At 63.7% G+C, this 13,270-nt stretch carries 9 protein-coding genes; all 9 read left to right on the top strand.

What is annotated here, in order from left to right; genetic code table 11:
* The first annotated feature begins 71 nt into the window (after positions 1-71).
* On the top strand, positions 72-2,840 hold the full coding sequence (gene gyrA, locus AC1G9C_RS14475) for a DNA gyrase subunit A (protein ID WP_021445088.1): 2,769 nt from the start codon (positions 72-74) through the stop codon (positions 2,838-2,840).
* Positions 2,841-2,962: 122 nt separating this feature from the next.
* Positions 2,963-4,048, top strand: coding sequence for a 3-phosphoserine/phosphohydroxythreonine transaminase (gene serC / locus AC1G9C_RS14470; RefSeq protein ID WP_480407946.1), 1,086 nt, complete (start codon positions 2,963-2,965; stop codon positions 4,046-4,048).
* Position 4,049: 1 nt separating this feature from the next.
* Positions 4,050-5,144 (top strand): prephenate dehydratase, encoded by a 1,095-nt coding sequence (gene pheA / locus AC1G9C_RS14465; protein WP_021445090.1) that lies wholly within the window; start codon positions 4,050-4,052, stop codon positions 5,142-5,144.
* 97 nt (positions 5,145-5,241) lie between these two features.
* Positions 5,242-6,351 carry a histidinol-phosphate transaminase gene (gene hisC / locus AC1G9C_RS14460; RefSeq protein WP_480407945.1) on the top strand — a complete coding sequence of 370 codons (1,110 nt, stop codon included), beginning with the start codon at positions 5,242-5,244 and terminating at the stop codon, positions 6,349-6,351.
* On the top strand, positions 6,348-8,588 hold the full coding sequence (locus AC1G9C_RS14455; RefSeq protein WP_480407944.1) for a bifunctional prephenate dehydrogenase/3-phosphoshikimate 1-carboxyvinyltransferase: 2,241 nt from the start codon (positions 6,348-6,350) through the stop codon (positions 8,586-8,588). The genes hisC and AC1G9C_RS14455 overlap by 4 nt, the downstream gene beginning before the upstream one ends.
* Positions 8,585-9,250, top strand: a complete 666-nt coding sequence (gene cmk, locus AC1G9C_RS14450; protein WP_021445093.1) for a (d)CMP kinase — start codon at positions 8,585-8,587, stop codon at positions 9,248-9,250. The genes AC1G9C_RS14455 and cmk overlap by 4 nt, the downstream gene beginning before the upstream one ends.
* 146 nt (positions 9,251-9,396) lie before the next feature.
* Positions 9,397-11,079: a 30S ribosomal protein S1 gene (gene rpsA / locus AC1G9C_RS14445; RefSeq protein WP_021445094.1), complete on the top strand. Its 1,683-nt coding sequence runs from the start codon at positions 9,397-9,399 to the stop codon at positions 11,077-11,079.
* Positions 11,080-11,442: 363 nt separating this feature from the next.
* Entirely contained in the window at positions 11,443-11,727 is a 285-nt protein-coding gene (gene ihfB / locus AC1G9C_RS14440; RefSeq protein WP_003243558.1) for an integration host factor subunit beta, read from the top strand.
* A gap of 228 nt (positions 11,728-11,955) precedes the next feature.
* Complete coding sequence (locus AC1G9C_RS14435) at positions 11,956-13,260, top strand: Wzz/FepE/Etk N-terminal domain-containing protein (RefSeq protein ID WP_480407943.1); 1,305 nt, start codon at positions 11,956-11,958, stop codon at positions 13,258-13,260.
* Positions 13,261-13,270 lie beyond the last annotated feature (10 nt).

Genomic DNA, 13,270 nt, shown 5'->3' with positions numbered 1-13,270 from the left:
ATGGCGACGTACTCCATGGCGTTCAGGAAGAATGACGCGGAGTTTCACCAGAAAAAGGAACCAGGCTTCTCATGGGCGAACTGGCCAAAGAAATCCTCCCGGTCAATATCGAAGACGAGCTGAAACAGTCCTACCTCGACTACGCGATGAGCGTGATCGTCGGGCGTGCACTGCCGGACGCGCGCGACGGCTTGAAGCCGGTGCACCGTCGCGTGCTGTTCGCGATGAGCGAGCTGGGCAACGACTGGAACAAGCCGTACAAGAAGTCCGCCCGTGTGGTCGGTGACGTGATCGGTAAGTACCACCCGCACGGCGACACCGCCGTGTACGACACCATCGTGCGCATGGCCCAGGACTTCTCCCTGCGCTACATGCTGGTGGACGGCCAGGGCAACTTCGGTTCGGTGGACGGCGACAACGCCGCGGCCATGCGTTACACCGAGGTGCGCATGGCCAAGCTGGCGCATGAGCTGCTGGCCGACCTGGACAAGGAAACCGTCGACTGGGTGCCCAACTACGACGGCACCGAACAGATTCCGGCGGTGATGCCGACCAAGGTGCCGAACCTGCTGGTCAACGGCTCGTCCGGTATCGCCGTGGGCATGGCCACCAACATCCCGCCGCACAACCTCGGTGAAGTGATCGACGGCTGCCTGGCGCTGATCGACAACGCCGACCTGACCGTCGACGACCTGATGCAGTACATCCCGGGTCCCGACTTTCCCACCGCCGGCATCATCAATGGCCGCGCCGGTATCATCGAGGCCTATCGCACCGGTCGCGGGCGTATCTATATCCGCGCCCGCGTCGAAGTCGAGGACATCGACAAGGTCGGCGGCCGCCAGCAGCTGGTGGTCACCGAGCTGCCGTACCAGCTGAACAAGGCGCGTCTGATCGAGAAGATCGCCGAGCTGGTCAAAGAGAAGAAGATCGAAGGCATCACCGAGCTGCGCGACGAGTCCGACAAAGACGGCATGCGCGTAGTGATCGAGCTGCGTCGTGGTGAAGTGCCGGACGTGGTGCTGAACAACCTGTACGCCCAGACCCAGATGCAGAGCGTGTTCGGCATCAACGTGGTGGCGCTGGTCGACGGCCAGCCGAAGACGCTGAACCTCAAGGACATGCTCGAGGTGTTCGTCCGTCACCGCCGCGAAGTGGTGACCCGGCGTACCGTCTACGAGCTGCGCAAGGCGCGCGAGCGCGGCCATATCCTTGAAGGTCAGGCGGTCGCCCTGTCCAACATCGACCCGGTGATCGAGCTGATCAAGGCCTCGCCGACCCCGGCCGAAGCCAAGGAGCGCCTGATCGCCACCGCCTGGGAATCGTCTGCCGTGGAGGCCATGGTCGAGCGCGCCGGCGCCGACTCCTGCCGCCCGGAAGGCCTGGATGCGCAATACGGCCTGCGCGACGGCAAGTACTACCTGTCGCCGGAGCAGGCCCAGGCCATCCTCGAGCTGCGCCTGCACCGCCTGACCGGCCTGGAGCATGAGAAGCTGCTGGCCGAGTACCAGGAAATCCTCCAGCTGATCGGCGAGCTGATCCACATCCTGACCAGCCCCGAGCGGCTGATGGAAGTGATTCGCGAGGAGCTGGAGAAGGTCAAGGCCGAGTTCGGCGACGCCCGCCGTACCGAAATCGTCGCTTCGCGCATGGATCTGACCATCGCCGACCTGATCACCGAAGAAGAGCGCGTGGTCACCATCTCCCACGGCGGCTACGCCAAGAGCCAGCCGCTGGCCGCCTACGAGGCGCAGCGCCGCGGCGGCAAGGGCAAGTCGGCCACCGGGGTGAAGGACGAGGACTACGTCGAACACCTGCTGGTCGCCAACAGCCACGCCACCCTGCTGCTGTTCTCCAGCAAGGGCAAGGTCTACTGGCTGCGCACCTTCGAGATTCCCGAGGCGTCGCGTACCGCGCGCGGTCGTCCGCTGGTCAACCTGTTGCCGCTGGACGAGGGCGAGCGCATCACCGCGATGCTGCAGATCGACCTGGAAGCCCTGCAGCAGAGCGCCGGCGCCGACGAAGATCTGGACGACGAAGGCGTGCTGATCGAAGGCGAAGTGGTCGAGGCCGAAGCGCCTGCCGCCGAGCCGGCCGAAGACGGCGAGACCGAACTGGCCAACGACGAGCCGACCGGCGCCTACATCTTTATGGCCACCGCCTTCGGTACCGTGAAGAAGACCCCGCTGGTGCAGTTCAGCCGTCCGCGCAGCGCCGGTCTGATCGCGCTGAAGCTGGAGGAGGGCGACACCCTGATCGCCGCGGCCATCACCGACGGCGCCAAGGAAGTCATGCTGTTCTCCGACGGCGGCAAGGTCATCCGCTTCCAGGAAAAACACGTGCGTATCATGGGCCGTATTTCCCGTGGCGTGCGCGGCATGCGCCTGCCGGAAGGCCAGCGCCTGATCTCCATGCTGATCCCCGAAGCCGGCGCGCAGATCCTCACCGCCTCCGAGCGCGGCTATGGCAAGCGTACCCACCTGGGCGACTTCCCCCGTCGCGGTCGCGGCGGCCAGGGCGTGATCGCCATGGTCAGCAACGAACGTAACGGCAAGCTGGTCGGCGCCATCCAGGTGCAGGACGGCGAGGAAATCATGCTGATCTCCGACCAGGGTACCCTGGTGCGTACCCGCGTCGACGAGGTCTCCAGCTCCGGTCGCAATACCCAGGGCGTGACCCTGATCAAGCTGGCCAAGGACGAGACCCTGGTCGGCCTGGAGCGGGTGCAGGAACCGACCGTGGTCGAGGACGAGGAGCTGGTCGAAGGCGAGGAGGGCGCCGAAGTCGCCGAATCCGCCGAGGCGCCGGTCGCCGACGCCGAGGACGGCAGCGAGGAGTGAAATCGGGCTCCGTGGGGGCTTCAGCCGCGACTGTCGCCGCTGAAGCGCCCCCGCAGGCGCGGTGACAGTGTGGACATGCCATCGCCTGGTGGTGGCGTTCTGTGAATCTGAGAGAGACAGACGTGAGCAAGCGAGCTTTTAACTTCTGCGCCGGCCCGGCCGCGCTGCCGACCGCCGTACTGGAACGCGCCCAGGCCGAGATGCTCGACTGGCAGGGCAAGGGCCTGTCGGTGATGGAAATGAGCCACCGCAGCGACGAGTACGTGGCCATCGCCAGCCAGGCCGAACAGGACCTGCGCGACCTGCTCGCCGTGCCCAACGACTACAAGGTGCTGTTCCTCCAGGGCGGCGCCAGCCAGCAGTTCGCCGAGATTCCGCTGAACCTGCTGCCGGAAGACGGCGTGGCCGATTACGTCGAGACCGGCATCTGGTCGAAGAAGGCCATCGAGGAAGCGCGTCGCTACGGGCGCATCAACGTCGCCGCCAGCGCCAAGGCGCACGACTACTTCGCCATCCCGGGGCAGAACGACTGGCAGCTGTCCAAGGGCGCGGCCTACCTGCACTACTGCAGCAACGAGACCATCGGCGGCCTGCAGTTCGACTGGGTGCCGCAGACCGGCGACACCCCACTGGTGGCGGACATGTCCTCGGACATCCTCTCGCGCCCGCTCGACGTCTCGCAGTTCGGCCTGATCTACGCCGGTGCGCAGAAGAACATCGGCCCCAGCGGCCTGGTGGTGGTGATAGTGCGCGAGGACCTGCTCGGCCGCGCCCGCTCCAGTTGCCCGACCATGCTCGACTACAAGGTCTCGGCCGACAACGGCTCGATGTACAACACCCCGGCCACCTATTCCTGGTACCTGTCCGGCCTGGTGTTCCAGTGGCTCAAGGAGCAGGGCGGCGTCGAGGCCATGGAGCGTATCAACCGCGCCAAGAAGGACCTGCTGTACAAGGCCATCGACGGCAGCGATTTCTACAGCAACCCCATCGCCCACAACGCCCGTTCCTGGATGAACGTGCCGTTCCGCCTGGCCGACGAGAAGCTGGACAAGGTCTTCCTCGCCGGCGCCGACGCGCGCGGCCTGCTCAATCTCAAGGGCCATCGCTCGGTGGGCGGCATGCGTGCCTCCATCTACAACGCGGTCGGGATGGATGCGGTCGAGGCGCTGGTGGCCTATATGGCCGAGTTCGAGAAGGAGCATGGCTGAGATGTCCGAGCAGGAACTGCAGGCCCTGCGCCTGCGCATCGACAACCTCGACGAACGCATCCTCGAGCTGATCAGCGACCGCGCGCGCTGCGCCGAAGAAGTGGCGCGGGTGAAGATGAAGGAACTCAAGGAAGGCGAGTCGCCGGTGTTCTACCGCCCCGAGCGCGAGGCCCAGGTGCTCAAGCGCATCATGGAGCGCAACCAGGGCCCGCTGGGTAACGAGGAAATGGCGCGGCTGTTCCGCGAGATCATGTCCTCCTGCCTGGCCCTGGAGAACCCGCTGAAAGTCGCCTATCTCGGTCCCGAAGGCACCTTCAGTCAGGCCGCGGCAATGAAGCATTTCGGCCATGCCGTGATCAGCGTGCCGATGGCGGCCATCGACGAGGTGTTCCGCGAAGTGGCCGCCGGTGCGGTGAACTTCGGCGTGGTGCCGGTGGAGAACTCCACCGAGGGTGCGATCAACCACACCCTCGACAGTTTCCTCGAGCACGACATGGTGATCTGCGGCGAAGTCGAGCTGCGCATCCACCATCACCTGCTAGTCGGCGAGACCACCAAGACCGACAAGATCACCCGTATCTATTCCCACGCCCAGTCCCTGGCGCAGTGCCGCAAGTGGCTGGATGCGCACTACCCGAACGTCGAGCGCGTGGCGGTCTCCAGCAACGCCGACGCCGCCAAGCGGGTCAAGAGCGAGTGGAACAGCGCGGCCATCGCCGGCGACATGGCGGCCAATCTGTACGGCCTGACCAAGCTGGCCGAGAAGATCGAGGACCGTCCGGACAACTCCACGCGCTTTCTCATCATCGGCAGCCAGGAGGTGCCGCCGACCGGCGACGACAAGACCTCGATCATCGTCTCCATGCGCAACAAGCCGGGCGCGCTGCACGAGCTCCTGGTGCCGTTCCACAACAACGGCATCGACCTGACCCGCATCGAAACCCGGCCGTCGCGCAGCGGCAAGTGGACCTACGTGTTCTTCATCGATTTCGTCGGTCACCACCGCGACCCGCTGATCAAGGACGTGCTGGAGAAGATCGGCCAGGAGGCCGTGGCGCTCAAGGTGCTGGGCTCCTATCCGAAGGCGGTGCTGTAACCCCGCGCCCTCGTAGGAGCGGCTTGAGCCGCGATATTGGCGACTGAAGTCGCTCCTGCGAGGCCTGTGGCGCTCGGTCGAGACAATGAGGTTTGTGATGAGTTGCGATTTCCTAGCCCTGGCCCAGCCAGGCGTGCAGAAGCTGTCCCCCTATGTGCCGGGCAAGCCGGTCGACGAGCTGGCCCGCGAGCTGGGTCTGGATCCGGCCGGTATCGTCAAGCTGGCCAGCAACGAGAACCCACTCGGCCCCAGCGCCAAGGTGCTGGCGGCGATCCGTGCCGAACTGGACGAGCTGACCCGTTATCCGGATGGCAATGGCTTCACCCTCAAGACCGCGCTGGCCGCCCGCTACGGCGTGGGCGCGGCGCAGGTCACCCTGGGCAACGGCTCCAACGACATTCTCGAACTGGTCGCCCGCGCCTACCTGGCGCCGGGGCTTAACGCCGTGTTCAGCGACTACGCCTTCGCCGTCTACCCCATCGCCACCCAGGCGGTCGGCGCGCAGGGCAAGGTGGTGCCGGCCAGGGACTACGGCCACGACCTGGACGCCATGCTGGCGGCCATCGACGCCAATACCCGCGTGGTGTTCATCGCCAACCCCAACAACCCGACCGGCACCTGGTTCGGCCCGGCGGCGCTAGACGCTTTCCTGGCCAAGGTGCCGGAGTCGGTGCTGGTGGTGCTGGACGAGGCCTATATCGAATACGCCGAAGGCGATGAGCTGCCGGATGGCCTCGATTACCTGGCCCGCTACCCGAACTTGCTGGTTTCGCGCACCTTCTCCAAGGCCTATGGCCTGGCGGCGTTGCGCGTGGGCTATGCGATCAGCTCGCCGGCCATCGCCGATGTGCTCAACCGCGTGCGCCAGCCGTTCAACGTCAACAGCCTGGCCCTGGCCGCCGCCTGCGCGGCGCTCGCCGATGCCGAGTACCTGGCCGAGAGCCGTCGCCTCAACGATGCCGGCATGCAGCAGTTGCAGGACGGCCTGCGCGCGCTGGGTCTGAGCTGGATTGCCTCGAAGGGCAACTTTATTGCCGTCGACTTCGGTCGCGACACCGCGGCGATCAACCAGGCGCTGCTGCGCGAGGGCGTGATAGTGCGGCCGATGGCCGGCTACCGCATGCCCCATTTCCTGCGCGTATCCATCGGCCTGCCGCAGGAGAACGCGCGCTTCCTCGAGGCCCTGGCCAAGGTGTTGTCGGCGTGACTGTCACCGCAGTGCAATCGAGCGCCCCTAAGATCGGCCGCCTGGTGGTGGTCGGCCTCGGCCTGATTGGCGGCTCCTTCGCCAAGGGCCTGCGCGAGCGCGGCCTGTGCCGCGAGGTGGTGGGCGTCGATCTGGATGCCGAGTCGCGGCGCCTGGCGGTGCAGTTGGGCGTGGTCGATCGCTGCGAGACCGATCTGGCCGCCGCCTGTCAGGGGGCCGATGTGATCCAGCTGGCGGTGCCTATTCTGGCCATGGAGAAGCTGCTGGCCGAGCTGGCCAAGCTCGATCTTGGCGATGCGGTGCTGACCGATGTCGGCAGCGCCAAGGGCAATGTGCTGCGCGCCGCGCGCCTGGCCTTCGCCGGCAAGAAGGTGCGGCTGGTGCCGGGCCATCCCATCGCCGGCTCCGAGCAGAGCGGGGTGGAGGCGGCCAAGGCGACGCTGTTCCGCCGCCACAAGGTCATCCTGACGCCGTGCGAGCACAGCGACGAGGCGGCCCTGGCGCTGGTGGAAGGCCTGTGGCGCGAGCTGGGTGCGGATGTCGAGTCGATGGAGGTGGAGCACCACGATCAGGTGCTCGCCGCCACCAGCCACCTGCCGCACCTGTTGGCCTTCACCTTGGTCGACTCGCTGGCCAAGCGCAGCGAGAACCTGGAGATTTTCCGTTACGCCGCCGGCGGCTTTCGCGACTTCACGCGGATCGCCGGCAGCGATCCGGTGATGTGGCACGATATCTTCCTCGCCAACCGCGAGGCCGTGCTGCGCACCCTGGACACCTTTCGCGACGACCTCGACGCCCTGCGCGACGCGGTCGACGCCGGGGATGGGCATCAACTGCTGGGCGTGTTCACCCGCGCCCGCGTGGCCCGCGAACATTTCAGCAAAATTCTGGCCCGCAGGGCCTATGTGGACGCTATGCACTCGACCGATCTGATTTTCCTGGCAAAACCCGGTAGCAGCCTGTCCGGACGCATTCGCGTGCCCGGCGACAAGTCCATCTCGCACCGCTCGATCATGCTCGGCTCGCTGGCCGAAGGCACCACCGAGGTCGAGGGCTTCCTCGAAGGCGAAGACGCCCTGGCCACCCTGCAGGCCTTCCGTGACATGGGCGTGGTGATCGAAGGCCCGCACCACGGTCGGGTGACCATTCATGGTGTCGGCCTCAATGGCCTGAAGGCGCCGGCCGGCCCGCTGTACATGGGTAACTCCGGCACCTCCATGCGCCTGCTCTCCGGCCTGCTCGCCGCCCAGCCGTTCGACACCACCCTGACCGGCGACGCCTCGCTGTCCAAGCGTCCGATGAACCGCGTGGCCAAGCCGCTGCGTGAAATGGGCGCGGTGATCGAGACCGGCCCGGAAGGGCGTCCGCCGCTGACCATCAAGGGCGGCCAGCGCCTGACCGGCATGGACTACGAGATGCCGATGGCCAGCGCCCAGGTCAAATCCTGCCTGCTGCTGGCCGGCCTGTACGCCGCCGGCAAGACCTCGGTGACCGAGCCGGCGCCGACCCGCGACCACACCGAGCGCATGCTGCGCGGCTTCGGCTACCCGGTCAGCGTGGAGGGCAGCACCGCCACCGTCGAGTCCGGGCACAAGCTCAGCGCCACCCGTATCGAAGTGCCGGCCGATATTTCCTCGGCGGCCTTCTTCCTGGTGGCGGCGAGCATTGCCGAAGGTTCCGAACTGGTGCTGGAGCACGTCGGCATCAACCCGACCCGCACCGGGGTGATCGACATCCTCAAGCTGATGGGCGGCGATATCAGCCTGGAAAACCAGCGCGAGGTGGGCGGCGAGCCGGTGGCCGATATCCGCGTGCGCTCGGCCAAGCTCAAGGGCATCGATATTCCCGAAGACCTGGTGCCGCTGGCCATCGACGAATTCCCGGTGCTGTTCATCGCTGCCGCCGCTGCCTCCGGCCGTACCGTGCTGCGCGGCGCCGAGGAGCTGCGGGTCAAGGAGTCCGACCGTATCCAGGTCATGGCTGACGGTCTGGTCGCCCTGGGCGTGAAGGCCGAGCCGACTCCGGACGGCATCGTCATCGAAGGTGGCGCCATCGGCGGCGGCGAAGTCTGGGCGCACGGCGACCACCGTATCGCCATGTCCTTCAGCGTCGCCTCGCTGCGTGCCAGCGCGCCGATCCGCATTCACGACTGTGCCAACGTCGCCACCTCCTTCCCCAACTTCCTCGCCCTGGCGGCCGAAGTCGGCATCCAGGTGGCCGAAGAGGGCAAGGCATGAACGCCCCGGTGATCACAGTCGACGGGCCGAGCGGTTCCGGCAAGGGCACGCTTTGTGCCCTGCTGGCCAAGCAGCTGGGTTGGAACCTGCTCGACTCCGGTGCGCTGTACCGCCTGCTGGCCTTCGCCGCCGGCAACCACGGCATCGACCTGACCAACGAGGAGGCGCTCAAGCAACTGGCCGCCCACCTCGACGTGCAGTTCACCGGCAAACGCATCGTACTCGAAGGCGAGGAAGTGACCGACGCCATCCGCAACGAACAGATCGGCGCCGGCGCGTCCATGGTCGCCTCGCTGCCGGCGGTGCGCGAGGCGCTGCTGCAGCGCCAGCGCGCCTTCCAGGAGGCGCCGGGGCTGGTGGCTGATGGCCGCGACATGGGCACCGTGGTATTTCCCGATGCGCCGTTGAAGGTCTTCCTCACCGCCAGCGCCGAGGAGCGTGCGCGTCGCCGCTACTTGCAGTTGAAGGCCAAGGGCGATGATGTTAATCTCGCGAGTCTTCTCGACGAGATTCGGGCGCGCGACGAGCGCGATACCCAGCGCGCGGTGGCACCGCTCAAGCCGGCTGCCGACGCAATCCTGCTGGATTCCACCGAGCTGTCCATCGAGCAAGTGTTAGAGCGCATTCTGCGCGAGGTCGCCGATCGCGATCTCGCCGGGTAAGAGCCACAGCTGCCTAAGCTGACCGGCTCGCAAGGAGGCATGCGGGAGACCAGTCCTAGTCCCGCAGGCCTCTTTTTACATGAACGAACCCACATTGTCTGGAGTGTGGTTTGGGCGAATCCCCGCCCTTGACAACAGGAATCAACATGAGCGAAAGCTTTGCAGAACTTTTTGAAGAAAGCCTGAAATCCCTCGACATGCAGCCGGGCGCCATCATCACCGGCATCGTCGTCGACATCGACGGTGACTGGGTTACCGTCCATGCCGGTCTGAAGTCCGAGGGCGTCATCCCGCTCGACCAGTTCTTCAACGAACAAGGCGAGCTGACCATCAAGGTCGGTGACGAAGTCCACGTTGCGCTGGACGCGGTTGAAGATGGCTTCGGTGAAACCAAGCTGTCCCGCGAGAAAGCCAAGCGCGCTGAGTCCTGGCTGGTTCTGGAAGCTGCGTTCAACGCTGAAGAAGTGGTCAAGGGCGTTATCAACGGTAAGGTCAAAGGCGGCTTCACCGTTGACGTCAACGGCATCCGCGCGTTCCTGCCGGGTTCCCTGGTCGATGTCCGTCCGGTGCGTGATACCACTCACCTGGAAGGCAAAGAGCTCGAGTTCAAGGTCATCAAGCTGGACCAGAAGCGCAACAACGTTGTCGTTTCCCGCCGCAGCGTGCTGGAAGCCGAGAACAGCGCCGAGCGCGAAGCCCTGCTGGAATCCCTGCAGGAAGGTCAGCAGGTCAAAGGTATCGTCAAGAACCTCACCGACTACGGCGCCTTCGTGGACCTGGGCGGCGTAGACGGCCTGCTGCACATCACCGACATGGCCTGGAAGCGCATCAAGCACCCGTCCGAGATCGTCAACGTTGGCGACGAGATCGACGTCAAAGTCCTGAAGTACGACCGCGAGCGCAACCGTGTCTCCCTGGGTCTGAAGCAGCTGGGCGAAGATCCGTGGGTTGCCATCAAGGCCCGTTACCCGGAAAACACCCGCGTCATGGCCCGCGTCACCAACCTCACCGACTACGGCTGCTTCGCCGAGCTGGAAGAAGGCGTGGAAGGCCTGGTACACGTGTCCGAAATGGACTGGACCAACAAGAACATCCACCCGTCGAAAGTCGTTAACGTCGGCGACGAAGTGGAAGTCATGGTTCTGGACATCGACGAAGAGCGTCGTCGTATCTCCCTGGGTATCAAGCAGTGCAAGACCAACCCGTGGGAAGACTTCTCCGGTCAGTTCAACAAGGGTGACAAGATCTCCGGCACCATCAAGTCGATCACCGATTTCGGTATCTTCATTGGTCTGGACGGCGGCATCGACGGCCTGGTTCACCTGTCCGACATCTCCTGGAACGAAGCCGGCGAAGAAGCCGTGCGTCGCTTCAAGAAGGGCGACGAGCTGGAAACCGTCATCCTATCGGTTGACCCGGAGCGCGAGCGCATCTCCCTGGGTATCAAGCAGCTGGAAGACGATCCGTTCAGCAACTACGTCTCGATCAACGACAAGGGCACCATCGTCCGCGGCGTCGTGAAGGAAGTGGATGCCAAGGGCGCCATCATCGACCTGGGCAACGAGATCGAAGCTACCCTGAAAGCCTCCGAAATCAGCCGTGACCGCGTTGAAGACGCGCGCAACGTCCTGAAAGAAGGCGACGAAGTCGAAGCCAAGATCATCAGCGTCGACCGCAAGTCCCGCGTTATCAGCCTGTCCATCAAGTCGAAAGACGTCGAGGACGAGAAGGACGCGATGAAGGAACTGCGTAACAAGCAAGACGTTGAAAGCACCGGCCCGACCACCATCGGTGATCTGATCCGTGCTCAGATGGAAAACCAGAACTAAGTTCGGGTAACTCCATCAAGAAAAGGGCGACCCTCGGGTCGCCCTTTTTGTTTCTCGCCTTCCTGAATCTCGCCACTGTCGAGATGGATTTACCCGCAAGCCTCGCGCGTGAAGCGCCATGGCTGTGGGGTAGGGCGGAAGCGTTTTTCGCCGGCATGCGTAAAAAGGTGTGGTAGATGCCCGATGCCGCCATGGCCCGCGCGGCGTTGCCGAGCAAGGGCTTGCGCGCATGCGCTCGGCGATATAAGGCGATCACTCCCCAGATTGCGCTAACACCTTGTTTTTTAGGCTGTTCAAATGCTGATCAGCATGCTAAAACCACTCTATCGAGTGATCTAGCCGCTTGAAAAAGAAGGGAAAACCATGACCAAGTCGGAGTTGATCGAAAGAATTGTCACCCACCAAGGTCAGCTGTCCTCCAAGGATGTCGAGCTGGCCATCAAGACCATGCTGGAACAAATGTCCCAGGCATTGGCCACTGGCGACCGCATCGAAATTCGCGGCTTCGGCAGTTTCTCTCTCCACTACCGCGCCCCGCGCGTGGGTCGCAACCCGAAAACCGGCCAGTCGGTGCGCCTGGACGGCAAGTTCGTGCCGCATTTCAAGCCAGGCAAAGAGCTGCGTGATCGGGTTAACGAAGATGAGTAAGTCGAGGTTGACCGATAAGTCAGCACAAATCGTCGACTGGCTCACATTTTGTCAAGACTTGTATTCATCTGCTGTGATGGCACAATGCCTCGAAATTTGATGCGGCAATGAGGCGGCGCGTGTCTTTCCTCTCTATGGGGAGGCGGTGTCGGCTGTTGTGGGGCAACAACAAAAATAACAAGGATGTTGTCTCGTCGCCGCTTGTCTCACAGCAGATGGATGCTCTTAGTGAACGCAATTGCCCCTGTGGTTTCCCAGTCAGCGAGTGACGAAATCGATCTGGCGGAATTGTTCCGCTCAATCTGGCAACAAAAAACGTTGATCATGCTGGTGACTCTGTTGAGTGGCCTGCTGGCCGCCGCATACGCCTTTCTGGCGACGCCGGAATATCAAATACAAAGTGTACTGCGCCCTGCGCAAATAAAAGACTTGGACGCTTTGAACCGTACAGGTGTGTACAAGCTGAGTCCAGATCAGGCGATGCAGCGTGTAGGGGTAGCGCTGGATTCGTATGAGCGGCGGCTGGAGTTCTTCCGTGCCAACCAGGGGCTATTCGAGGAGCTGCGCGAGCCCAATCGTACGCTGGAGCAGACTTTCGAGAGCTTCAACCGCGATGCATTCAAGATGCTCCAGCCCGATCCTAAGAAGGCCGATAACCTCAGTTCATTCGTGGGCATCCAGCTCACTTACCCGAGCGGGGTTGATGGCGTTGCTTTGCTCAATGGTCTAGTCGAGTACTCCCTGGAGTCGGAGCGTGAACGCATCGAGGCCGATCTCAGTGTCGTCATACAGAACCGTCTCGACCATCTGGAGCGCAGAATTGCCGCTGCGCGGGCTAGTTACGACGCGGACAAGGAGGCCCGGATCGCCAAGCTGCTTGAGGCTGACAACCTGAAGCGCGCCGAATTGCTGGATGAACTCAAGGCGTTGCGCCAGCAGCTTAAAACCCGTCGTGACAACCGTGTTGCTCAGCTGGACGAGGCTATTCGAATCGCCAGATCGCTTGGTATTCGCAAGCCGACTACGCCTTCTGCCTTGGGCGAGGGGGAGCGTGGTGCACAAGGCAGCGTGATTCGCACCGAGGTCAACAACCAGCAGATTCCGCTCTATTTCATGGGTAGCGAGGCGCTGGAGGCCGAGCGTGACACCCTGCTGCAGCGCCGCTCGGACGACTTTACCGAGCCTCGCATCGCGCAGATTGCCGCAGAGCTGCACTTGCTGGCGCAGAATCGCCAGGTCGAGATTCTCCAGAAGCGAGAGAATGAAGATCTCTTCCTCAAGAATCTGGCCGCCTGGCGTGAGGAGGCCGCGACCCTGCGTAACCTTTCCGTCGATGTCACAAACCTCAAGTTGGTGACCGTGGATCAAGTGGCAATCGACCCGCTGAAGCCGATCAAACCCAAAAAGGCGCTGACTCTGGCGCTCGGCCTGGTTCTTGGTGGCATGCTTGGGCTGTTCATGGCCTTGCTGCGCAACCTGATGAGTGGAGCGCAGTCGCAACGCCAGTATGGCCAGGTCGCCGGAGCTTTTTGATCGAGCATGC

It is taken from the genome of Pseudomonas sp. ABa2 (assembly GCF_056676075.1).
This window is presented reverse-complemented; position numbering and strand designations above follow the sequence as displayed.

What these genes read in the sequence shown, in the direction of transcription:
- hisC (WP_480407945.1), top strand. Translation starts at nt 5,242, where the DNA reads ATGAGTTGCGATTTCCTAGCCCTGGCCCAGCCAGGCGTGCAGAAGCTG.
- ihfB (WP_003243558.1), top strand. Translation starts at nt 11,443, where the DNA reads ATGACCAAGTCGGAGTTGATCGAAAGAATTGTCACCCACCAAGGTCAG.
- pheA (WP_021445090.1), top strand. Translation starts at nt 4,050, where the DNA reads ATGTCCGAGCAGGAACTGCAGGCCCTGCGCCTGCGCATCGACAACCTC.
- gyrA (WP_021445088.1), top strand. Translation starts at nt 72, where the DNA reads ATGGGCGAACTGGCCAAAGAAATCCTCCCGGTCAATATCGAAGACGAG.
- cmk (WP_021445093.1), top strand. Translation starts at nt 8,585, where the DNA reads ATGAACGCCCCGGTGATCACAGTCGACGGGCCGAGCGGTTCCGGCAAG.
- rpsA (WP_021445094.1), top strand. Translation starts at nt 9,397, where the DNA reads ATGAGCGAAAGCTTTGCAGAACTTTTTGAAGAAAGCCTGAAATCCCTC.